The sequence below is a fragment of the Halorubrum gandharaense genome (assembly GCF_054654575.1).
Genome location: NZ_BAAIET010000002.1, coordinates 331,928 through 351,984 on the forward strand (window position 1 = coordinate 331,928; position 20,057 = coordinate 351,984).

Consider the following 20,057-nt stretch of genomic DNA (forward strand, 5'->3'; position numbering starts at 1 on the left):
ATCTCGTAGCCGTACCGGGGGTGCTCCGCGAGGCGGTCGAGCACGAGAGACGAGATCAGGGACGCCGAGCGCAACTCGCAAACCCCTAAGTCCCGGCGGCCGAAGTTCAAGTATGGTCGAGGCACCACAGACCGAGGAAGGCTGGTTCGTGCTCCACGACTTCCGGTCGATCGACTGGGACGCGTGGCGCGCGGCGCCGGAACACGAGCGCGAGCGCGCCATCGAGGAGGGCGAGACGTACCTCAAACACCGCGAGCTGGTCGCCGACGCGGACGACGGCGACTCCGGCGTCTTCTCCGTGATCGGCCACAAGGCCGACCTCATGCTCGTCCACTTCCGGCCGACGCTGGACGACCTCTCGGCCGTTGAGCGCCGGTTCGAGGACACCGCGCTCGCCGACTTCACGACCCAGGAGACCTCCTACGTCTCCGTCACCGAGGTGTCCGGCTACGTCTCCGACGACTACTTCGCGGGTAACGAGGAGGAGGTCGACGAGGGACTCCGCCGCTACATCGAGGGGAAGCTCAAACCGGAGATCCCCGACGACGAGTACGTCTCCTTCTACCCGATGAGCAAGCGCCGCGGCGAGGAGTACAACTGGTACGACCTCTCCTTCGAGGAGCGCGCCGAGCTCATGTCCGGCCACGGCGACACCGGCCGGGAGTACGCCGGCAAGATCAGCCAGGTGATCGCCTCCTCCGTCGGCTTCGACGACCACGAGTGGGGCGTCACCCTGTTCGGCGCCGACCCGACCGACATCAAGGACATCGTCTACGAGATGCGCTTCGACGAGGCCTCCTCGCGCTACGGCGAGTTCGGCCAGTTCTACGTCGGCCGGCGCTTCCCGCCGGCGGACCTCGGCGCGTATCTCGCCGGCGAGAAGGTCCCGACCGGGGCCCACGACGACGAGAGCGGTCACGAGCACGGGCACGGAGCCGGCGGCGGTCACGAACACGACAGCGAGGGCGGCCACCACCACGGCGAGGGCGGCGACTCGCACGGCGAGGGGGACCACCCGCACGGCGACGGCGACCACTCGCACGGCGGGGCGGACGGCGGGAGTGGCGAGGGCGACGCGGAACCCTCCACGGACGCGGAGATCCGCGGCGAGCTCGCGGATCTGGACATCTACGCGGGCAAGCCCCACGGCGAGGACGTGTACGCAACGGTGCTGTACAGCGAGGCGGACGTCGACGAGCTGTTCGACGAGGTCGAGGGACTGCGCGGCAACTTCGACCACTACGGCACCCACGTGAAAACCGCCGTCTACGACGGGCACACGTCCGACCGCGCGGCCGTCGTCTCCATCTGGGAGACGGCCTCCGCCGCGGAGACGGCCGCAGGCTTCCTCTCGGAGCTGCCGGGCATCGTCGCGCGCGCCGGCGAGGAATCCGGCTTCGGCACGATGGGGATGTTCTACGAGACGAAACCCGAACACACCGAGGACTTCATCGACACCTTCGAGGACGTGGGCGCGGCGCTCGCCGAGATGGAGGGCCACTTCGACACGGACCTGATGGTGAACGTCGAGGATGAAAACGACATGTTCATCGCCAGCCAGTGGCGCTCGAAGGAGGACGCGATGGCGTTTTTCCGCTCGGACGACTTCCGCGAGACGGTTCAGTGGGGACGCGAGGTGCTCGCGGACCGGCCGCGGCACGTGTTCCTGGCCTGAGAAAGCGGGGCTTCGGCCGGCGGCGCGTCGGCACTCGTCGACACGCGCTCCGTCAACCTCGCCTTCCCGTTTCGCTCAGCGCACCGTCGTCACCGTCACCGGGGCGTTCCGAACCACCGACTCCGCGACGTTGCCGACGAGGATCCGGTCGATGAGCGACCCGCTGTGGCTCCCGAGCACCACCACGTCGTACGCGTCGGCGTGTTCGACGATCGTGCTCGCCGGCGAGCCGTAGCCGATGCGGAGCTTGACCTCGGCATCGCGCTCGTCGACCAGTTCGCGGGCGCGGTCGAACACCGGCTTGCCCTCCTCACGCACGGCTTCTCCCTTTCCCTCCAACGCGACGCTCGTCGCGTCACCCATCATCGGGGAGGCACCGCCGACGACGTGTAACACCGTGATCTCCCCATCCGGATACGTGTCGAGCGCGTGTTTCAGCGCACGCTCGGCGAGCTCGGAATCGTCCATCCCAACCAGCACACGAGCAACCATGATAGGAGATGGCACAGGAGCCGGATAAGGACTCCGGCGTGCGGGGGAGTGGCAGTTGCGGGAGCTGTGCGGCGACGGCGGGATCAGCCGGCGTGCTCGCACGTGCCGTCCAGACACCGGACGCCGGTCGGTGTCTCGAACGTCGGGAGCCCGCAGTCACACTCCCCGACCACGACGCCGGCGGGCAGCGAGAACGTCGTCTCGCAGTCGGGGTAGTCGTCACAGCCGAGGAACACCCGGCCGGGCGCCGACTGAACGGTGAGGTCGCTGCCGCAGTCGGGACAGTCCCAGACCCGGTCGAAGCGGTCGCGGACGGCCTCCACGAGCGGGTCACAGCTCGGGTCGAGACAGAGATGGAACGGCTCGCCGCGCTCGACGCGGATCTTGGGCAGCCCGCAGTCCTCGCAGGTCGACTCCGTCACGCTGGCGCCCGCCGGCAATCCCCACCGTTGCTCGCAGTCGAGACAGGTCACGTCGCCACGCGAGCGGATGAGCGGGCCACCGTCCTCGGGACAGGTGCCGACGGGGACGCCGGCCTCCGTCACCGGGAGTCCGCGGCTCGCCGTCGCCTCTTCGGCGACGACGCGGAGCTGGCGGGACCCCTCGTGTGCGGTGACGGTGAAGCCGTCGCCGTTCCCCTCGACGACGACCGACTCCGCGCGGGTGAGCCACGCCACCGGCTGGTACCCGTCGGCGTCGTGAACGAGCGTGGTGTTGTCGGGCTTCACGAGGACGACGACGCGCCCGCGATACGTGCGGGTGCGGTCGCCGCGCTCGGAGACGGTGCAGTCGCCGGCGAGGACGCGGAGGCGTTCGGGCACCTGGCGAGTTGGTCGCGGTATCGGCCTTAAAACGTGGGAGTGCCGCTACCGCTTGGCGACCTCGTACGCCTCCGTCAACCGCTTGAACGCCTCCTCGTCGCCGCCCTCGGTGTCGGGGTGGAGTCGTTTGGCCTTCTCGCGGTAGGCGTCTCGCACGCTTCCCTCGTCGGCGGCGGGATCGACGCCGAGCACGTCGTAGGCGCGCTGTGGCGACATCCGGTCGGTGGAGGGTGCGCGGTCGCGGGGGTCACCTGTGGCGCTTCTATCTCCCGCGCCGCCTACACCGCCGGCGGCCTCGCGCCTACCTGCACCGCCTCCGCTCACGTCGTACGCGCTCCGGCGGTGTTCCGCGGCTCTGGCCCGTTGGCGGGCGCGGGCGCGCTCCGTCGCGGAGGCTCCGGCGGCCTCGCGACGGATTCGGTCGCGGAGCCGGCCGCTGGCGTGGTACCACAGCAGGTACGTCACCGCGCCGAACGGGACGGCGACCGCGAGGAGGAGCGGGTTGACGACGACGCCGGCGACGAGGAGCAGGGCCGTGAGCCCCGCGAACGCCGCCGCCATCCCGACGATGATCGGCCGGTTCGTCACGTGCTCGCTTGGGAGTGGAGGATTGTAAGCGTCTCGGGACCCGGACCCGTTCACCCTCGCACGTGGATCGAGGAGCCGAGATACTTGTGGAGCGTCTCGTCCACCGAGTCGGCGTTGAACGCGTCGAGGTCGTCACGAATGGCCGTTTTGAGAGCGTTGAGAGACGCCTCGTCAGTGCGAAGCTCGCGGAAGTCGACGGCGACCACGTCGACGCCGAGTCGGTCGCCGGCGAACCGGCGGAAGGACGGCTCATCCCCGACCTCGCCACGCCAGAGTCGGTCGCGGAAGAACAGCCACCCGTTCTCACCGGGCTCCGCGGCGGGGACCTCCATCGTCGTCTCGAAGGTGTCGGGGTCGACGCGGACAGCGTCGCCCTCCTCGCGGATGGGAGCCGGATCGAGCCGGAACGTGACGTTGAAAACGTACGCGGCGTCCATGTGGTGAGAGTCGGCGGCCGACCGGAAAAGTCGTCGGGCCGGCTCAGAACTCGTCGTTACAGAGGCCCGCCAGCCGAATGTCGCGGTTCGTGATACCGTCGGCCTCGTGAGTCGTGAAGCGGACCGTCACCTCGCCGTAGCCGATCACGATCGTCGGGTGATGTTGCTCCTCCTCGGCTACCTCCGCGACGGCGTTCGCGAAGGTGACGCCGTCGAGATAGTCGTCGAACTGGTAGCTGCGGACGACCTCGTTCTCCTCGCGGTGCCACCCGTCGGGCAGGTTCCGGTCGATCGCGTCGTCGTCGAGTACGTCGGGCATGCACGAACAGTCACCGTGTGGCCCGTTAATCGTTTCCCCACGAACTGCGGCGAGCGACCCGGGTCGGACGGTCGGCGGACGGCCGAGGAGTCACACAAACTACATACCTCGGGGTGGCGTTCGTTCGCCCATGATCGGTCGGCTCCGCGACGGCTTCGAGCGCGCCTACCGGCGCCACCTCCGGCGGGAGATCGACGACCCGCCCGCCCACGTCGCGGTCATCCAGGACGGCAACCGGCGCTACGCCCGCGAGCGCGGCGACGATGCGCCCGACGGCCACCGCGCCGGCGCCGACACCACCGAGCGCGTGCTCGACTGGTGTGCGGATCTCGGCGTTGCCGAGCTCACGCTGTACGCCTTCTCCACGGAGAACTTCGACCGGCCGGACGAGGAGCTCGACCCCCTCTTCGACCTGCTGGAGCACAAACTCCGGGAGTTCGCTGACGCCGACCGCGTCCACGAGCAAGGCGTCTGCATCCATGCGATCGGTGACGTCGACCGGCTTCCGCCGCGCGTGCGGGACGCCGTCGCCTACGCGGAGCGCCGCACCGCGGGCTACGAGGAGTTCCGACTCAACGTCGCGCTCGCGTACGGCGGTCGCAACGAACTGCTGTCGGCCGCCCGCGAGATCGCCGGCGAGGCCGCCGCCGGCGACCTCGACCCGGAGTCGGTGGATGCAGAAACCGTCGAGGACCGGCTGTACGACCGACCGGTTCGCGACGTGGACCTCATCGTCCGCACCGGCGGCGACGAGCGCACCTCCAACTTCCTCCCGTGGCACGCCAACGGCAACGAGGCGGCCGTCTACTTCTGTGCGCCCTACTGGCCGGAGTTCTCGGAGGTCGACTTCCTCCGGGCGATCCGCACCTACGAGTCCCGCGAGGAGTCCTGGCAGCGCGCCCGCACCGAGCGCGCCGCCGCGCTGGTTCGTGCCGTCGCGGAGGTCGAACTCGACGAGGCGCGGCAGGTCGCCGCGCGACTCCGCGAGCAGCTCCCCGGCGGCGACCCCGACTCGCTGGCCGACGACGCGCTCGGGGTCGGTGCCGCGGACACGGAGGGGGCGGACTCGGAGCCGGCGGACTAAGGCAGCGCACCGACCCCCGGCGCGACGCCGCAGTCGTTCCGGGGCAGCAGGGACAGTGTAGCCGACGACAGCCGGTGAGGAGGTGACGTGGGCGGGCAGTCGACGGCGGCGTCGGCGGCCAGCCGGCGCGTCGCTACGAGGGGTTCTTGCGGCTCAGGTCGCTGCCGCAGATCGGGCAGCGCTCCTTGTCGTCGTCGAAGACGCGGCCACAGCCCGCACACTGGAAGCGCCACTCGCGTTCCTCGGTGATCCCCTCTTGGGCGATCGCCTCGACGGGAATGTCGAGGCGCTCGGCGACGTTCTGCATCGCGTAGTCGTCGGTGACGAGCGTGGCGCCGAGTTCGAGGGCGGCGGCGATCAGCCGCACGTCGGTCTCGGAGAGCTCGCCGGCGTCGCCGGAGCCCGCGGCGGCGCGCTCGACCCGGCCGATCACCTCCGGCTGGGGGACGTGGACGCGCATGCCGGAGCCCTCCATCGCGTCGAAGCGGAGGGCGTGGCCGCCCTCCAGCTCCTCGTGGACTTCGGGAATCGAGACGACCTCGGCGTTCGTCGTGTACTCGTGGATGAACGCGGACGTATCGAGGACTTGCATCAGCGGCTAACGACGATGTAGTCTTTCACCGCCTGCACGTTGGCGACCGGCACCAGCAGTCGCCCCATCTCGTCGACCTTGAAACTCGACCGCGCGGGGTCGAGGTGTTCGTGCGGGCTCACCAGCAGGTGGTGGAGCTGCCCCGATTTGAGGTCCATCGTGATGTTGTACAGGTCGCCGATCTCCGTCCCGTCCGACCCCATCACGGCCTTGCCGGAGAGGTTCTCCGCGAGGATGTCTGCCATGTCCCCATCCACCCGTGCAACGGGCTTAAACGCCACGGAGCGTCAGACGGGCGGCCGACGGCGACGCCCGGCGGTCGAGCCCGGCGTCTGCTCCACCCGTCGTCATTCTGAAAGGCTTAACTGACGCCCGGGCGGAACCATGGACAACCACCTTTTTGGGGCGATTTCCATGACGAACGACACCAACTCGGAGACCCTGCGGACGCCCATCGTCGCCGTGCTCGGCCACGTCGACCACGGCAAGACGAGCCTGCTCGACAAGATACGCGGATCCGCCGTCAGCGAGGGTGAAGCCGGCGCGATCACCCAGCACATCGGCGCGACGGACATCCCGCTCTCGACCATCTCGGAGATGGCCGGCGAGCTGATCGACCCGGACGACTTCGACCTCCCGGGGCTGCTGTTCATCGACACGCCCGGCCACCACTCCTTCTCGACGCTGCGGGCGCGCGGCGGCGCGCTCGCCGACATCGCGGTGCTGGTCGTCGACGTGAACGACGGCTTCCAGCCGCAGACCGAGGAGGCGATCGACATCCTCCGACGGACGGGCACGCCGTTCGTCGTCGCTGCCAACAAGGTGGACACGACGCCCGGCTGGAACCCGCAGGAGGGCGAGCCGATCCAGCAGAGCATGGAGGCACAGTCCGAGCGCGCGATGTCGATGCTCAACGAGAACCTCTACGAGATCATCGGCGAGCTCTCCGATAACGGGTTCTCCGCCGACCTCTACTGGCGCGTGCAGGACTTCCAGAAGAACATCGGCGTCGTCCCCGTCTCCGCGCTCACCGCGGAGGGCATCCCGGACCTGCTCACCGTCCTGATGGGGCTCTCCCAGCGGTTCATGAAAGAGGAGATGGAGATCGACGTGGCCGGCCCCGGCGAGGGGACGGTGCTTGAGGTGAAAGAGGAGCGCGGCTTCGGCGCCACCGTCGACGCCGTCCTCTACGACGGCGTGGTCCGCGCCGGCGACACGATCGTCGTCGGCGGCCAGGACGACCCCATCGTCACCGAGGTGCGCGCGCTGCTCCAACCGCGCCCGCTCGCGGAGATCCGCACCGAGAAGAAGTTCGAGAAGGTGGAGGCCGTCGGCGCGGCCGCCGGCGTGAAGATCGCCGCGCCCGACCTCGACGACGCGATGGCCGGCGCCCCCGTGCGCGTCGTGCGCGACCGCCCGCTGGAGGAGGTCATCGAGGAGGTAAAAGCCGAGCTCGCCGAGATCGAGGTCGACACGGCCGAGGACGGCGTCGTCGTCAAAGCCGACACGCTCGGCTCGCTGGAGGCGATGGCGAACGCGCTGAAGGAGGCCGAGGTGCCGATCATGCGCGCGGAGGTCGGCGACATCGCCCCGCGCGACATCGCCATCACGGAGACGGCCAACCAGGACGAACACAAGGCGCTGCTCGGGTTCAACGTCGACGTGCTGAAAAACGCCGAACGCGAGCTGGAGAGCGCGGACGTGAAGCTGTTCACCAACGACGTCATCTACCAGCTGATCGAGGACTACGAGACGTTCGTCGAGGAGCGCCAGCGCGCCCAGCAGGAGACCGTCCTCGACAAGATCGTCAAGCCGGCCCGCTTCCGGATCCTCCCCGACCACACCTTCCGCCAGAACGACCCCGCAGTCGTCGGCGTCGAGGTGATCTCCGGCACCCTCCAGAACAACCGCAACGTCGGGTTCTTCGAGGGCAACGAGTTCGAGCGCGTCGGCCAGCTCTCGGGCATTCAAAAGCAGGGTGACGACGTGGACGAGGCGCGCGCCGGCGAGCGCGTCAGCATCGCCATCGACGGCCCGACCGTCGGACGCGACATCGAGGAAGGCGACACCCTCTGGACGGAGATCCCCGAAAAGCACGCCAAGATCCTCGAACAGGAGCTGAAAGGCGAGATCACTGCGGACGAACTGGAGGCGCTCTCCGGCTATCTGGAGACGCGTCGCAAGCGGGACCCCTTCTGGGGCAAATAATTGGAATATTATTCACCAATCCACCGGCAATTGACCGTGTCTGGTTGGTGATCCCTGTTGAAATTCGCCGACAATAATCTATATTTGATATTCTCCCGTAGTGTACACCGGAGGTGATGAACATGAGCGTACAGTCCCCAAACACCTTCGACGACGTACAGGCGAACGACCAGTCGACGACTACGTACGACCTGCTACTGGCGTCGATCCCAGTTCCGTTGGCCGTCGGCGGTGGTGCGGCAACGCTGGGGATAGTGAGCGAGCCCGTCGGCGTCGGCCTCGGCGCCGTGCCGGCGGCGCTGCTCACGCTGTACGCGCTGTTCGTCGCCGCCCCGAAGACGCCGAGCGTGTCGGCAGCCTAATGTGAAACCCCGGGCCAGGAGTATCGCGACCGAGAAGATTCGCTCCGTCCAGTCGGATTCGCGCCGGCTGACTCGCTTTTCTACCGCGCGGTCGGCGTCACGTCGCCGACCGCGTTCATCACCTGGACCGCCGCGCTCGCGGCGAGCCCGCGGGCGACCTCGTCGGCGTCGTCGTCGGTGATACCGTCGGCGAGCTCGTCGGCATCCGGCGTGAAGCCGGCCGACACGGGGTGGCCGGCGGGTGGGTTGACGGCGACGGTCGCCTGTGCTCCTTCAGCGCCGACGGAGAGCTCGGAGCCGACGACGTAGCTGTCGGGGAGGTACGATTCCGTCCGCGTGACGATGCCCGCGACCGTCGTCCGAAGTCGCCGTTCCTGCTCGGGCGTGAGGTCGACGGCGGCGGGCTCGCCGGCGTTCGTGACGCCGGGTGCACCCGCGTACGGGTTGTTGCCGTTCATGAAGCTGACACACCTTGGCGGCAGCGCCTCAAAAAGGCGTCGGCGTCGAGGGTCGTTGCCGGTTATAAGGGCGACTCCGAGACGCCGTAGGCGGCGATGACGACTGCGGTCGTGTAGCCGTCGGGCGCGGGGTCGGCCGCCTCCACGTGGACGGTCCGCTCGGGGAGTTCCCAGTCGCGGAGGTCGGCGCCGGCGTCGAGGCCGGCGTGGATCCGCTCGCGCACGTCGTCGGGGTCCTCGCCCGTCACCTCATAAAAGAGCCCCGGGCCGGGACCGGTCGCCCAGCCGAGCCCGGCCGCGACGGGTGGGTGATGGCGCGGCGCTCGCGTCGAGCCGGACTCCTCCGCGCCGGCGCGGCCACCCTCGCGGAAGTCGACCTCGTCGCCCGGACCGACGGTCCGGCGGGCCTCGACGACGGTGAGCTTGTTCCCGGCCGGGCCGAGATCCGGGGCTTCCTCCACGTGTTTCACCTCGGCTTCGGCGGGGACGACTGACGACACCGCGACGAGGTTGTAGTTGTGGAGGTTCGCGTCAGCGAGCGCGGCGTCGTAGGAGGCCATCGCCGTCGGGGCGACGCCCACGCCGCCTGCGACGTGGATGGTGTTCATGTTTGGTCATCGACGGCGTCCGAGGTAAGGGGTTACGGAATGCGGTTCAGAGGGTGGTGTTTGAACGCTTATAAGGGACGTTTTCTCATCCGGATCCACTCCAGACAGAATCCTTGATGAGTGACTGCGGGAGTGAGTATTGCAATTCGTCATCGGCGGGAGAGTATATAAACCGTCGAGAGTGGCGGTGACGCTCTCCTTATAAATGGAGGTGCGGTGCGGTGGCGCGCCCGGCGAGCGCCCCGCGGGGCGCTCGTCGGCGCGCGAGGGAGTCGTCGCCGCAGGCGACGACGAGGCTGGGGAGGCGTGAGGTGCGGTCCGGTTGCGGGGCGGGGTGGGACTCAAAGGGGCAGCCTGCTCCGGGACGACGGGCGACGTAAGCACTCAAAAGGCCGAGCATCGCGAGGCCTTTTGAGCGCGCAGCGAGCCCCTCGACCGGAGCCGGCTGGGGCTTTGCCGGCGGTCCTAACCAGCGTCTCACCAGCGATTCACCAGTCAAACACACCTTATAAACAACCGACAACCCCACCAACGCCCCACTTATAAATGCCACTACCAACCACGTACTACACTCACTCTCGAGGTCGCTCAACAGGCAATCTCCATCAACCGGCAGTTTCAGATTAGTTGGCGCCTAAAAAGGAGTTTCAACAGAGTCGGTACAGAGAGACTGGGCGGGCGGTTGTGGTGCCGCGCAGTGGCTGCAAGAGGACGTTGCGGTTCGGACGGCCACCGGCGAGTTCCGCGAGCGCCGGCGCTCGCGGCCTTGTGGGTGAGATTTGTGGCCGGGGTTGAGCCGAATCGCCGCGGGCGATTCGGCGAACCTCCGGCGAAAACGGTCCGCTCTAGTACTGGTAGTTGATGACGCGGTCGGCGGTCTCCTCGGCGTCCGCGAGCTTCTCGCGGGCGTTCTCGAAGTCCTCGCGCCGGACCTCGGTGCGGTCGTCGCGGATGGCGAACATGCCGGCCTCGGTGGCGAGCGAGGCAACGTCGGCGCCGGAGTAGCCCTCGAGCTCGCGGGCGATGTCGGCGGTGTCCACGTCGTCGGCGACGTTCATCTCCTCGGAGTGGATCTGGAGGATGCGCTCGCGACCCTCGGCGTCGGGCTCGGGCACCTCGATGAGGCGGTCGAAGCGACCCGGGCGGAGGATCGCCTCGTCGAGCATGTCAAAGCGGTTGGTGGCAGCCATGATGCGGATCTCGCCGCGGTCGTCGAAGCCGTCCATCTCGGAGAGCAGCTGCATCATCGTCCGCTGGACCTCGGCGTCGCCGGAGGTCTTCGAGTCCGTCCGCTTGGCGGCGACGGCGTCGATCTCGTCGATGAAGATGACGGCGGGCTCGCGCTCCTCGGCCAGCTCGAAGAGGTCGCGGACGAGCCGGGAGCCCTCGCCGATGAACTTCCGGACGAGCTCGGAGCCGGCCATCTTGATGAAGGTCGCGTCGGACTCGTTGGCGACGGCCTTCGCGAGCATCGTCTTCCCCGTGCCCGGCGGGCCGTGGAGGAGCACGCCGCTCGGCGGGTCGACGCCGACCGCATCGAACTGCTCGGGGTTCTCGAGGGGATCCTCGACGGCTTCACGGACCTCCCGGATCTGCTCGTCGATGCCGCCGATGTCGTCGTACACCACGTCCGGCGACTCCTGGACCTCCATCGCCTGCGCACGCGAGTCGGTCTCGTCGTCGAGCACCTGCTGGACGGCGAAGGAGTCGTTGATCGCGACACGGTCGCCCGGCCGGAGGTCAGCGTCGAGCCGCGTGGCAGCCTTCGTCAGCACCTCCTGATTGTTGCCGTGCTGTTTGATCACGACGCCCTCGTCAGTGATCTCCTCGACGGAGGCGATGTACAGCGAGGAGGTTTTCAGCACCTCGTTTTCGCGTTTGAGCTGGTCGACGTCCTCCTTCAGGTCGGTGCGACGACCCTGGGCGTCGTCGAGGCGATCCTCGAGCTGGTCGTTCACCTGCACGATCCGCCGGAAGTGTTGGCGGATCGCCTCGAGCCGTTCCGCCTCGCTCATCTCCGGATCGAGTTCCAGGCGGGGGCGGTCGGGCAGTGAGGGGCTGTGTGACATTCGTTGTGGTCGGCTACGGCGCGCGCGTAAATGTGCCTTTGGGTCACGGCTCCCTCAGTTCGGGTCACGATCGTCGGTTCGTCGGTAGCCGGCGTGCTTGTCGTGGCCGCTGTTCGCGCTCGACGTGCTCGCCGCGCGCGACGCCTCACCCATCCTGTTATCATGACGGATCTCTCGGGGACAGCGTTTATTGCCGCGCCCGTGAAGGTTCACTCATGACCGTGCGAGTCGTGACGACGGACACCGAAAGACCGGATCGGGCTGTCGTACACACGGGCGACCACGGGTGGCCATGAGCGACGACACAGCGACGGTGCTCGCCGTCGACGATGAGGCGGACTTGGCGGAGCTGTACCGGGTCTACCTCGCCGAGGCGTACGACGTTGACACCGCCACCAGCGGCGCCGAGGCGCTCGACCGCATGAACGAGGACGTGGACGTGGTGTTGCTCGACCGGCGTATGCCCGACATGTCCGGCCACGAAGTGCTGACGGCGATCCGCGAGGAGGGATACGACGCCCGCGTCGCGATGCTCACCGCCGTCGAGCCCGACGTGGACATCGTCGAGATGCCGTTCGACGATTACCGGACGAAGCCGGTCGACAAGGCGGAGCTGCTCGGACTCGTTGCGGTCCTCCTGCGCCGTGCGGAGTACGACGCCCACAGCCAGGAGTTCTTCGCGCTCGCCTCGAAGAAGGCCGCTCTGGAGGTCGGCGACCGAACGAACACCGAGGAGTACGAGGAGCTACTCGACCGAATTGACGACGCCCGCGAGGAGGTCGACGCTGCGCTCGAGGAACTGGCCGCTCGCGACGCTCTCGTGGAGATCTCCGGGGACGTGTCCTGAACCTGCGGGACCGCGGCGGACCGCCGTCCGCCGCCACCCACTACACGACCCTTAAAAGTCGTCCTCGAACACGAACGTGCCGTTGCGCTGGACGACCTCGCCGTCGACCTCGATGACGGAGTCCTCGCTCATGTCGACGATCATGTCGACGTGCTCGGCGGACTCGTTGCGCTCGTTCTCCTCGCCGACCGTCTCCGGATACGCGGAGCCGACAGCCATGTGCACGGTGTCGCCCATCTTCTCGTCGAACAGCATGTTGTAGGTGAACTGGTCGATCTGGCGGTTCATCCCGATGCCAAGCTCGCCGAGATACCGCGAGCCCTCGTCGGTGTCGAGGATCCCCTCCAGCAGGTCCTCGTTGCGCTCGGCGGCGTGTGAGACGACCTTCCCGTCCTCGAACCGGAGGCGCACGCCCTCGATCTCGCGGCCGTAGCGGTACAGCGGCAGGTCGAAGTACACCTCGCCGTCGACGCTATCGCGCACGGGCGCGGTGAACACCTCGCCACCGGGGAGGTTCGCCTCGCCGTAGTCGTTGAGCGTGTCGTTGCCCGCGACGCTCATCGTGAGGTCCGTCTCGTCGCCCGACTTGATCCGGACCTCGTCGGCGTCGTCGAGGAGTTCGACCATCTGCGCCTGGAACTCGCGCTGTTCGTCCCAGTCGAGCGAGACCGCGTCCCAGACGAAGTTCTCGTACGCCTCCGTGCTCATCCCGGCGAGCTGGGCGTGTCCCGAGGTGGGGAACTGCGTGAGACACCACGTCTTCGAGAGCCGCTCCTTCTTGACCGCCTCCATCGCCCGGTTGTACGCCGCGTTGGTCTCGGGGTCCACGTCGGCGTCCTCGGTGACGTTGGGGCCGCCGCGCGCGATGACGAACACGTCCGTCTCCTCGAACAGCGCGAGCTGGTGGTCGGGCTCGTCGAACTCGTCGGCGCTCCGCTTGAACGCCCGGTCGGCGCGCTTGGAGTAGTTGATGTACACCGGATTCGCACCGCGGTCGCCACACACCTCGTGGAGCGCGACGGCGAGCTCCTCGGCCTCCTTGGGCAGCTGGATGACGACGTTGTCGCCCGACTCGATGCCGGTCGAGTGGTCCGCGATGATCTCCGCGTGCTCTCGGATACGGGAATCCATACGGGTGGCTCTCGCTCGCAGGAATTACTCCTTTCGGAACGAGAATACGGTGGTCGGCCCCACAGCCGGGGCCGTCGCCGGTGCGCGATCTCGGTCGTCGTCCGTCTCACCGTGGGGATCGACCGGAACGGCCGAACGTTGCACTACACGTTGATCCCGTAGTGGGTGTACAACAGCAGGCCGACGGAGACGGCGCTCACGATGACGATCCAGCCGACGATGATCCAGCCGACCTGCCGCATCGTGAGGTTCTGTCCGTCGAGGATTTCGGAGATGCCCATAACTCACCAACCGAACGCCGACATATAAAATATCTCAATCGCCGGGGGCGGTGTCGCCGTCGTCGTCGCTGGCCGGCGCCGGCCAGCGTCGACCAGCCCCGACTACCCCTCGAAGCCGTCCTCCCACCGGAACGTCCCGTCCCGCTGGACGACCTCGCCGTCGACCGCCATCCGGGAGCGCTCGCTCACGTCCGTGATCATGTCGACGTGGACTGCGGAGTCGTTCCCGTCCTCACCCTCGGGCATGCAGGCGTCGTAGGCGCGCCCGACGGCCATGTGAACGGTGTCGCCCATCTTCTCGTCGAAGAGGATGGAGTCGGTGAAGCGGTCGATGCCGCGGTTCATCCCGATGCCCAGCTCGCCGAGCCGGCGGGCGCCCTCGTCCGTGTCGAGGATGCTCGCAAGCTCCTCTTCGCCCGTCTCCGCCGAGAAGTCGACGACCGCCCCGTCCTCGAAGACGAGATGGACGTTCCGGACGCGGGTGGCGTTGATCGTCATCGGCACGTCGAAGTACGCCTCGCCCTCGGTGCCGTACGGCGCCGTAAAGACCTCGCCGGACGGGAGGTTGTGTGAGTCGTACGCGACCGACGCCGCGGAGTTGACCGCCGTGCGGCCGTCGATCCGCATGGTCACGTCCGTGTCGGGAGCGTCGTCGCGCTCGGTGACGAGCCGGACCTCCTCGCCGTCGTCGAGGATCTCCTTCATGTTCGCCATCTCGTCGGCGAGGGTCTCCCAGTCGCGGAGCACGGCGTCGTACACGAACTCCTGATACTCCTCGTAGGCCATCCCGGCCTGCTGGGCGAGGCTCCGGGTGGGGTGGACCGTCGAGACCCAGTCGGTGTCCATCCGCGCCTCCCGCACGTCCTCGCGGGCCTTCGAGTACTCCCGGCGGATCTCGCTCGGCACGTCGGCGGTTGCCGTGGTGTTGCGCCCGCCGCCGAGGCTGAGGTAGACGTCGGCGGCCTCGAACAGCGCGCGGTCGACGGCGGCATCGTCGTCGAACTCGCCGTCGTGCGCCTTCAGGTACGCCCGGCTCATCTCGGCAGAGGCGTACAGCGTCGTCACGGTGGCCCCGACCGCACCGAGCTTCTCGGCGACCGCGACGCCCAGCTCGTGGGCGTCCTCGGCAACGCTCACGACCACGTCGTCGCCCTCATCGACCCGTGCGCTCCAGTCGACGAGCACGTCGGCGTGCTCGCGTACACGTTCGTCCATGCCGGTCCAACTCCATCCCGGACAAAAACCCCGACGGAAGCGGCTCGGAGGACCGGTGTGTCCAGCGACCGGCTTTTAAGACCCCTCGCGGAGACGCTGTTCCATGTACCACCCCTCCCGGAGCGAGCTCGGTCGACCGCTCGGTCCCCTCGCGTTCGCCGCGCTCTGGCTCGCCGGCGACGGGCTCGGGCTCGCGCCGGATGCGGCCGCCGCGCTCGCGTGTACCGCGTGGATCGTCGTCTGGTGGGTGACCGAGGCGGTCCCCATCCCGGCGACGAGTCTCCTCCCGATCGTCCTGTTTCCGGCCGCCGGCGTCTTCGACACGGCGACGACCGCGCGCCAGTACGGCGACCCGATCGTCTTTCTCCTGTTGGGCGGCTTCCTGCTCGCGCTCGCCGTCGAGCGCACCGGCCTCCACGAGCGCGTCTCGCTGCTCGTGATCAGCAAGGTCGGGATGAGCGCTCCCGGGCTCCTGTTCGGGTTCATGGCCGCCACCGCGCTGCTGTCGATGTGGATCTCCAACACCGCAACCGCGATGCTGATGATCCCCATCGCGGTCGCCGTTATCTCCCAGACGTACACCGTGACGCCCGGTCCAAAGGTCGACATCCCCGAGGGCGTCGGCGACCTCGTCCACGACACCGACGAGGACCCCGACCAGCTCCCCGTCACGGAGTTCGGCGTCGCGCTCATGCTCGGCATCGCCTACTCCGCCTCCATCGGCGGCGTCGGGACGATTATCGGCAGCCCACCAAACGGGATTCTCGCGGGCGTCGCGGAGAACCAGCTCGGCGAGCCCGTCGGCTTCCTGGAGTGGATGCTGTTCGGGGTCCCGGTCGCGGTCGTCGGCGTGCTCGCGGCGTGGGCCGCGCTCGTCGCCGTCGTCCGGCCGACGGTGAACGTGGAGCCGGGCCGTGAGGCGGTCGCCGCCCACAAGCTCGCGGAGCTGGGGCGGATGACGCGGGGCGAGCGCCGGATCGCCGTCCTGTTCGGGCTCGTGGCGCTCGGATGGATGACCCGTCCGTTCCTGATCGAGCCGTATTTCCCGATGATCTCCGACGCGGTCATCGCGGTCGCCGGCGGCGTTGCGGCGTTCCTGATCCCGACCCGGGCGAGGAAGGGGGAGTTCCTGCTCGACTGGGAGTACGCCGTCCGCCTCCCGTGGGGCGTCCTCCTGCTGCTTGGCGCCGGCTTCGCGTTGGCGGCGGCGTTCCGCGAGACGGGACTCGACCGGCTGGCGGCCGACGCGATCACCGGCATCGGCCTGGAGTCGTTCGTCGGACTGGTGATTCTGCTCGCGGTCGTCGTCGTGGTTCTCACGAACGTCACCTCCAACACGGCGACGGCGTCCGTCTTCATGCCGATCGCGGTCGCCGTCGCCGCGGCGGTCGGTGCCGAGCCGCTGGCGCTGATGGCGGTCGTCGCGCTCGCGGCGTCGTTCGCGTTCGTGCTTCCCGTCGCGACCGCGCCGAACGCCATCGTGTTCGGCTCCGGCTACCTCACGATTCCGCGGATGGCGAAGGTGGGCGCCGTGGTCAGCGTCGTCGGCACCGTCGTCATCGTGCTCGGCGTCGTCGTCTGGCTGCCGATCGTGTGGGGCTGAGGCTCCCCTACTCGTCCTCTCCAGGCGACCACAGGACTATCCGACTGGGAGGCATATGATAAACGATGCCAGATGACAAGCGCGGTCGAGAGAAACAGGCACGCAACGCCGAGCGGCGCCAGCGAGAGCGAAGTATCGCCGAGGAGCTGGAACGGGGAGACGAGAGCGAGCCGCCGATCGACGACGACGCGCTCGTCGACGTTGACGCGGACCTCGAATCGGTCGAGTTCCCGGCAACGGGAGCAACGGTCGTCGCGGCGGTCGGCGATCGAACGATCGACACGGGCGAGGAACGCTACGCCGTGGCTGACCTCGTTCCCGAGACGGCCGCGGAGTCGTTCGACTCCCCGGGCGCCGTTCGAATGCGCATACAGCGCCCGACGGTCGCCGCGGCGATGAAACGCGTCGTCGAGGCTGCCGAATCGCTCCCGAACACGGAGCTCGTCAACGCACAGCGGAAGGCCTACGAGACGACCTTCCGGGAGCTGAAGGCCATCGATGCGGATGACGACGACGAGGGGATCCGCGTCGTCGCCGACTGGATCGTCGACCGGATCCGCGACGACGAAACCGTCCCGGGCTCCCGGGCGGTACGCCGCCGCGCGGCGGAGTTTTGCCGGGAGAACGGCTACGAGATCCGGAACGACGAGTGGCTCGGCATCTAGGCCGATACTGCGGATGCAGGCGTTGCCGGTCGCTTTTTCAGCTGTCCAGTTGCTCCCGTGCGACCCACCCACCTACGCCGTTCGTCGCCGGAGCCACCAGCCGCCGATGGCGAACGCCGTGAGCACGGCGAGCACCACGATCACGGTCACCGCCTCCAGCGGCGCGCCGTCGGGCAGCCGGCGCCACGCGGTCACCAGCGGGTCGGTGGCGAAGCGGTAGGCCGTGACGACCCCGAGCATCGGGGGGATGACGTACTTCACCAGCGGGAGGACTGGCGAGGATCCGAACTCCGCGCGGAGGGCCGCCGAGTCGCGGTACCACGTGAAGCCGACGGCGACGAGGAGCGCGGCGACCGGCAGGCCGAACGCGCCGACGGAGCCGTCGAGCAGGTCGAGCACGGGCACGCCGGCGAGCGTCAGGTCGACCGCGCTGTAGCTCAGCGCCGAGGGAAGCCCGAGCAGGATGATGCCACCCGTGGCGACGACGGTTGCCGCGCGCCGGCTCAGGTTCGTCGTCCGAGTGACCGAGGCGACGCCGACCTCCAGCATCGAGACGGAGGGCGCGATCGCGGCAAAGAAGAGCAGCCCGAAAAAGAGCAGGCCGAACACGCCGCCGAACGGCATCTGCGCGAACGCCTCGGGTAGCGTGGCGAACGCGAGCTCGCTGCCGGCGGTCGGCGTCAGCCCGAAGGTGAACACGACGGCGAAGATGACGACGCCCGCCAGCAATGCGACCGCGAGGTCGGCGGCGGCGATGACGGTCGCCGACTTCGCCACGTTCGCCTCGCCGTCGAGGTAGCTCCCGTAAGTGAGCATCACGCCCATCCCCACGGAGAAGGAGAAGAACACCTGGCCGAACGCCGCACTCCAGATCAGCGGGTCCGACAGCACCGAGACGTCCGGCGTGACGAAGAACGCCAGCCCCTCGCGGAACCCGTCGAGCTGGGTGGCCCACAGCGCCATCGCGCCGAGGATGACGAACGCGAGCGGGATCAACACCGTGGTGAGCCGCTCGATGCCGTCCTGCACGCCGAAGGAGACGACGAGGCCGACCAACAGCGCCGCCACGACGAACGTCACGACGGGCTGGAGCGTCGCCGTGAAGCCGGCAAAGGTGAGCCCGCCGCCGGTCGCGGCGTCAACGAGAAACGCCAGCACCCAGCCGGTGATCACGAGATAGTAGCTGAGCACGACGACCACGACCGCGGTGACGAGCCAGCCGAACGCCGCGAACGCCGGGCGCACGCTACGGAACGCCGATACCACGTCCGCGCGCAGCGATCGTCCGGTCGAGATCTCGAAGATGAGCAACGGCAGCGCGAACGAGACCACCGCGATCAGGTACGGGACGAGGTACGCACCGCCGCCGTTCTGTCCGACCACTGCCGGAAACCGCCACACGTTGCCGAGGCCGACGGCGGCGCCGATCGCCGCGAAGACGAATCCGAGTCTGGAGGACCACTGTTCCATGCGAGGGCGGTCGGCGGGCCACCTCAAGTAGGTTCGGGCGTGATCGTGTTCGCCGAACGACGTTACTCAGTCCAGAAGGCGCGCTGTCGGTCCTCTATCTCCGCAAGTACCGCCGAGAGTACGTCACGCCAGTCGGTTGAGTGGTCGGCGTCGTCTCCCGGCGTCGGCGCGTCCGGTCCGCGATGAACGTGGTCCCGCGTATTGTGGTCCGAGGGGTGTCGGTCCCATCGATGGTCGAACGTCCGGTCTCCGTGGTCCTCGTGGTAGTGGAGCGAGAAGTCCCCGTTCTCGTACCACGCGACCTCGAGATGCGCTCGTTCGACGACGTCGGGATAGAACCGCGAATCGTACACGCACACGAGACGGTCCGGCACGAATTCGGGCCGTTCGTCGATCCGGCTGAAGCGGTCGTCGGTCGCGAGGCGGTCCCGAACGACTTCGAGCCGGTCGAAGTCGATCGGTGCTCCGCCGTTCCCCTCGGGTGTAGTGTCGCCGTCTTCCCGGTCCGTCATACCGCCGTTCGCCCACCGACGGCGCCGTCGGATCCGGTCGTGAGAGCGCGTTCGAGAAGCTCGACGCGCCGTCGAGCCGTCTTCCACGCGGACACGTCCTCCCACACGTCCTCGACCGACCGACCCGTCTCGGAAGCGTGTGTGGTGATCGACACCGATTCGGGTGATGCAACGTCGAAGCGTTCGCTGAGCGACTCCGTACGCTCGGTTTCCTCCTGCAGAAACGCGAGGAGCTCGTCGTCCGAGTACGCCTCCCGGAGTCGCTGGACGCGACGCCAGTTCAGGTACGCCTGATTCCGGCGGTACGTCGCCGGCGATTCGGTGACCTGCGTGACGATTCCGAGGCGCTCGAACCACTCCAGATACTCCCGTGCCGCGTCGACGCCGCGTCCTGCGCGATCGGCCACCTCGCCTGCGGTCGCCGGCTCGTCCAGCCCGAGGACGGCGTCGAAGAAGTCGTCGCGGGTTCGGTCGCCACGGACGACCTCATCGGGCGGCGTCAGGGAGTCGAAGTCGGGAGGAGTCGCCTCATCGGCAGCCGCCGCTTTGCGCTCTTCCCTCGGGGTCTCCATGTACCATGCTACACGTGCTGACGGAATAAACCTTGTTAAGGAGATATA

At 68.2% G+C, this 20,057-nt stretch carries 23 protein-coding genes; 7 read left to right on the forward strand and 16 right to left on the reverse strand.

What is annotated here, in order from left to right:
- Positions 1-112: 112 nt before the first annotated feature.
- The gene (locus ACYQ07_RS10645; protein ID WP_459881208.1) at positions 113-1,675 is read left to right on the forward strand and encodes a heme-binding protein; all 1,563 of its coding nucleotides are present in this window, start codon (positions 113-115) and stop codon (positions 1,673-1,675) included.
- A 75-nt stretch (positions 1,676-1,750) separates the two neighbouring features.
- On the opposite strand, the gene ACYQ07_RS10650 is transcribed toward ACYQ07_RS10645, so the two are convergent.
- From ACYQ07_RS10650 to ACYQ07_RS10670, 5 genes are all read right to left on the reverse strand, one after another.
- Positions 1,751-2,167, reverse strand: a complete 417-nt coding sequence (locus ACYQ07_RS10650; protein ID WP_459881211.1) for a universal stress protein — start codon at positions 2,165-2,167, stop codon at positions 1,751-1,753.
- An 83-nt stretch (positions 2,168-2,250) separates the two neighbouring features.
- Positions 2,251-2,988 carry a topoisomerase DNA-binding C4 zinc finger domain-containing protein gene (locus ACYQ07_RS10655; protein WP_459881214.1) on the reverse strand — a complete coding sequence of 246 codons (738 nt, stop codon included), beginning with the start codon at positions 2,986-2,988 and terminating at the stop codon, positions 2,251-2,253.
- Positions 2,989-3,033: 45 nt separating this feature from the next.
- Positions 3,034-3,576 (reverse strand): J domain-containing protein, encoded by a 543-nt coding sequence (locus ACYQ07_RS10660; protein ID WP_459881217.1) that lies wholly within the window; start codon positions 3,574-3,576, stop codon positions 3,034-3,036.
- Positions 3,577-3,626: 50 nt separating this feature from the next.
- Positions 3,627-4,013, reverse strand: coding sequence for an LWR-salt protein (gene lwrS / locus ACYQ07_RS10665; RefSeq protein WP_459881220.1), 387 nt, complete (start codon positions 4,011-4,013; stop codon positions 3,627-3,629).
- Positions 4,014-4,056: 43 nt separating this feature from the next.
- Positions 4,057-4,332 carry a 4a-hydroxytetrahydrobiopterin dehydratase gene (locus ACYQ07_RS10670; RefSeq protein ID WP_459881223.1) on the reverse strand — a complete coding sequence of 92 codons (276 nt, stop codon included), beginning with the start codon at positions 4,330-4,332 and terminating at the stop codon, positions 4,057-4,059.
- Between the two features lie 130 nt (positions 4,333-4,462).
- Between ACYQ07_RS10670 and uppS the strand changes: the two genes are divergently transcribed.
- Positions 4,463-5,416, forward strand: a complete 954-nt coding sequence (gene uppS, locus ACYQ07_RS10675; protein ID WP_459881226.1) for a polyprenyl diphosphate synthase — start codon at positions 4,463-4,465, stop codon at positions 5,414-5,416.
- A 133-nt stretch (positions 5,417-5,549) separates the two neighbouring features.
- Here uppS and ACYQ07_RS10680 read toward each other — a convergent pair whose 3' ends face one another.
- Together ACYQ07_RS10680 and ACYQ07_RS10685 are read right to left on the reverse strand one after the other, a co-directional pair.
- On the reverse strand, positions 5,550-6,008 hold the full coding sequence (locus ACYQ07_RS10680; RefSeq protein WP_459881229.1) for an NOB1 family endonuclease: 459 nt from the start codon (positions 6,006-6,008) through the stop codon (positions 5,550-5,552).
- Complete coding sequence (locus ACYQ07_RS10685) at positions 6,008-6,253, reverse strand: PRC-barrel domain-containing protein (RefSeq protein WP_459881232.1); 246 nt, start codon at positions 6,251-6,253, stop codon at positions 6,008-6,010. The genes ACYQ07_RS10680 and ACYQ07_RS10685 overlap by 1 nt, the downstream gene beginning before the upstream one ends.
- A gap of 169 nt (positions 6,254-6,422) precedes the next feature.
- On the opposite strand from ACYQ07_RS10685, the gene infB reads away from it, so the two are divergent.
- Both infB and ACYQ07_RS10695 read left to right on the forward strand, forming a co-directional pair.
- A complete protein-coding gene (gene infB / locus ACYQ07_RS10690; RefSeq protein WP_459881235.1) occupies positions 6,423-8,216 on the forward strand; it encodes a translation initiation factor IF-2 in 1,794 nt (597 codons plus the stop codon).
- A gap of 122 nt (positions 8,217-8,338) precedes the next feature.
- A complete protein-coding gene (locus ACYQ07_RS10695) occupies positions 8,339-8,578 on the forward strand; it encodes a DUF8015 family protein (protein ID WP_459881238.1) in 240 nt (79 codons plus the stop codon).
- 80 nt (positions 8,579-8,658) lie between these two features.
- Here the strand turns inward: ACYQ07_RS10695 and ACYQ07_RS10700 are convergent, their stop codons facing one another.
- The 3 genes from ACYQ07_RS10700 to pan2 all read right to left on the reverse strand — a co-directional run bounded on the left by ACYQ07_RS10700 (position 8,659) and on the right by pan2 (position 11,713).
- On the reverse strand, positions 8,659-9,036 hold the full coding sequence (locus ACYQ07_RS10700) for a DUF5811 family protein (protein WP_459881241.1): 378 nt from the start codon (positions 9,034-9,036) through the stop codon (positions 8,659-8,661).
- 62 nt (positions 9,037-9,098) lie between these two features.
- Positions 9,099-9,644, reverse strand: coding sequence for a pyruvoyl-dependent arginine decarboxylase (locus ACYQ07_RS10705; protein ID WP_459881244.1), 546 nt, complete (start codon positions 9,642-9,644; stop codon positions 9,099-9,101).
- Positions 9,645-10,489: 845 nt separating this feature from the next.
- Entirely contained in the window at positions 10,490-11,713 is a 1,224-nt protein-coding gene (gene pan2, locus ACYQ07_RS10710; RefSeq protein WP_459881247.1) for a proteasome-activating nucleotidase Pan2, read from the reverse strand.
- A gap of 292 nt (positions 11,714-12,005) precedes the next feature.
- Between pan2 and ACYQ07_RS10715 the strand changes: the two genes are divergently transcribed.
- Positions 12,006-12,560, forward strand: coding sequence for a response regulator (locus tag ACYQ07_RS10715; RefSeq protein WP_459881250.1), 555 nt, complete (start codon positions 12,006-12,008; stop codon positions 12,558-12,560).
- 51 nt (positions 12,561-12,611) lie between these two features.
- On the opposite strand, the gene ACYQ07_RS10720 is transcribed toward ACYQ07_RS10715, so the two are convergent.
- The 3 genes from ACYQ07_RS10720 to ACYQ07_RS10730 form a co-directional block, all read right to left on the reverse strand.
- Positions 12,612-13,691 carry an aminopeptidase gene (locus tag ACYQ07_RS10720; RefSeq protein ID WP_459881253.1) on the reverse strand — a complete coding sequence of 360 codons (1,080 nt, stop codon included), beginning with the start codon at positions 13,689-13,691 and terminating at the stop codon, positions 12,612-12,614.
- Positions 13,692-13,834: 143 nt separating this feature from the next.
- Positions 13,835-13,972: a hypothetical protein gene (locus tag ACYQ07_RS10725; protein ID WP_459881256.1), complete on the reverse strand. Its 138-nt coding sequence runs from the start codon at positions 13,970-13,972 to the stop codon at positions 13,835-13,837.
- 102 nt (positions 13,973-14,074) lie between these two features.
- A complete protein-coding gene (locus ACYQ07_RS10730) occupies positions 14,075-15,187 on the reverse strand; it encodes an aminopeptidase (protein ID WP_459881259.1) in 1,113 nt (370 codons plus the stop codon).
- Between the two features lie 103 nt (positions 15,188-15,290).
- Between ACYQ07_RS10730 and ACYQ07_RS10735 the strand changes: the two genes are divergently transcribed.
- Positions 15,291-16,790 (forward strand): SLC13 family permease, encoded by a 1,500-nt coding sequence (locus tag ACYQ07_RS10735; protein ID WP_459881262.1) that lies wholly within the window; start codon positions 15,291-15,293, stop codon positions 16,788-16,790.
- Positions 16,791-16,855: 65 nt separating this feature from the next.
- Complete coding sequence (locus ACYQ07_RS10740; protein WP_459881265.1) at positions 16,856-17,455, forward strand: DUF5789 family protein; 600 nt, start codon at positions 16,856-16,858, stop codon at positions 17,453-17,455.
- A gap of 72 nt (positions 17,456-17,527) precedes the next feature.
- Here the strand turns inward: ACYQ07_RS10740 and ACYQ07_RS10745 are convergent, their stop codons facing one another.
- The 3 genes from ACYQ07_RS10745 to ACYQ07_RS10755 form a co-directional block, all read right to left on the reverse strand.
- On the reverse strand, positions 17,528-18,925 hold the full coding sequence (locus tag ACYQ07_RS10745; RefSeq protein WP_459881268.1) for a sodium-dependent transporter: 1,398 nt from the start codon (positions 18,923-18,925) through the stop codon (positions 17,528-17,530).
- Between the two features lie 62 nt (positions 18,926-18,987).
- Positions 18,988-19,437: a toxin-antitoxin system TumE family protein gene (locus ACYQ07_RS10750; protein ID WP_459881270.1), complete on the reverse strand. Its 450-nt coding sequence runs from the start codon at positions 19,435-19,437 to the stop codon at positions 18,988-18,990.
- The gene (locus tag ACYQ07_RS10755; RefSeq protein WP_459881273.1) at positions 19,434-20,009 is read right to left on the reverse strand and encodes a DUF7342 family protein; all 576 of its coding nucleotides are present in this window, start codon (positions 20,007-20,009) and stop codon (positions 19,434-19,436) included. The genes ACYQ07_RS10750 and ACYQ07_RS10755 overlap by 4 nt, the downstream gene beginning before the upstream one ends.
- Between the last annotated feature and the right edge of the window lie 48 nt (positions 20,010-20,057).

Coding starts and splice junctions, on each gene's coding strand:
- ACYQ07_RS10695 (WP_459881238.1), top strand. CDS start 8,339: ATGAGCGTACAGTCCCCAAACACCTTCGACGACGTACAGGCGAACGAC.
- ACYQ07_RS10745 (WP_459881268.1), bottom strand. CDS start 18,925: ATGGAACAGTGGTCCTCCAGACTCGGATTCGTCTTCGCGGCGATCGGC.
- ACYQ07_RS10650 (WP_459881211.1), bottom strand. CDS start 2,167: ATGGTTGCTCGTGTGCTGGTTGGGATGGACGATTCCGAGCTCGCCGAG.
- ACYQ07_RS10750 (WP_459881270.1), bottom strand. CDS start 19,437: ATGACGGACCGGGAAGACGGCGACACTACACCCGAGGGGAACGGCGGA.
- ACYQ07_RS10730 (WP_459881259.1), bottom strand. CDS start 15,187: ATGGACGAACGTGTACGCGAGCACGCCGACGTGCTCGTCGACTGGAGC.
- infB (WP_459881235.1), top strand. CDS start 6,423: ATGACGAACGACACCAACTCGGAGACCCTGCGGACGCCCATCGTCGCC.
- ACYQ07_RS10685 (WP_459881232.1), bottom strand. CDS start 6,253: ATGGCAGACATCCTCGCGGAGAACCTCTCCGGCAAGGCCGTGATGGGG.
- pan2 (WP_459881247.1), bottom strand. CDS start 11,713: ATGTCACACAGCCCCTCACTGCCCGACCGCCCCCGCCTGGAACTCGAT.
- ACYQ07_RS10700 (WP_459881241.1), bottom strand. CDS start 9,036: ATGAACGGCAACAACCCGTACGCGGGTGCACCCGGCGTCACGAACGCC.
- uppS (WP_459881226.1), top strand. CDS start 4,463: ATGATCGGTCGGCTCCGCGACGGCTTCGAGCGCGCCTACCGGCGCCAC.
- ACYQ07_RS10715 (WP_459881250.1), top strand. CDS start 12,006: ATGAGCGACGACACAGCGACGGTGCTCGCCGTCGACGATGAGGCGGAC.
- lwrS (WP_459881220.1), bottom strand. CDS start 4,013: ATGGACGCCGCGTACGTTTTCAACGTCACGTTCCGGCTCGATCCGGCT.
- ACYQ07_RS10720 (WP_459881253.1), bottom strand. CDS start 13,691: ATGGATTCCCGTATCCGAGAGCACGCGGAGATCATCGCGGACCACTCG.
- ACYQ07_RS10755 (WP_459881273.1), bottom strand. CDS start 20,009: ATGGAGACCCCGAGGGAAGAGCGCAAAGCGGCGGCTGCCGATGAGGCG.
- ACYQ07_RS10670 (WP_459881223.1), bottom strand. CDS start 4,332: ATGCCCGACGTACTCGACGACGACGCGATCGACCGGAACCTGCCCGAC.
- ACYQ07_RS10645 (WP_459881208.1), top strand. CDS start 113: ATGGTCGAGGCACCACAGACCGAGGAAGGCTGGTTCGTGCTCCACGAC.
- ACYQ07_RS10705 (WP_459881244.1), bottom strand. CDS start 9,644: ATGAACACCATCCACGTCGCAGGCGGCGTGGGCGTCGCCCCGACGGCG.
- ACYQ07_RS10735 (WP_459881262.1), top strand. CDS start 15,291: ATGTACCACCCCTCCCGGAGCGAGCTCGGTCGACCGCTCGGTCCCCTC.
- ACYQ07_RS10725 (WP_459881256.1), bottom strand. CDS start 13,972: ATGGGCATCTCCGAAATCCTCGACGGACAGAACCTCACGATGCGGCAG.
- ACYQ07_RS10680 (WP_459881229.1), bottom strand. CDS start 6,008: ATGCAAGTCCTCGATACGTCCGCGTTCATCCACGAGTACACGACGAAC.
- ACYQ07_RS10740 (WP_459881265.1), top strand. CDS start 16,856: ATGCCAGATGACAAGCGCGGTCGAGAGAAACAGGCACGCAACGCCGAG.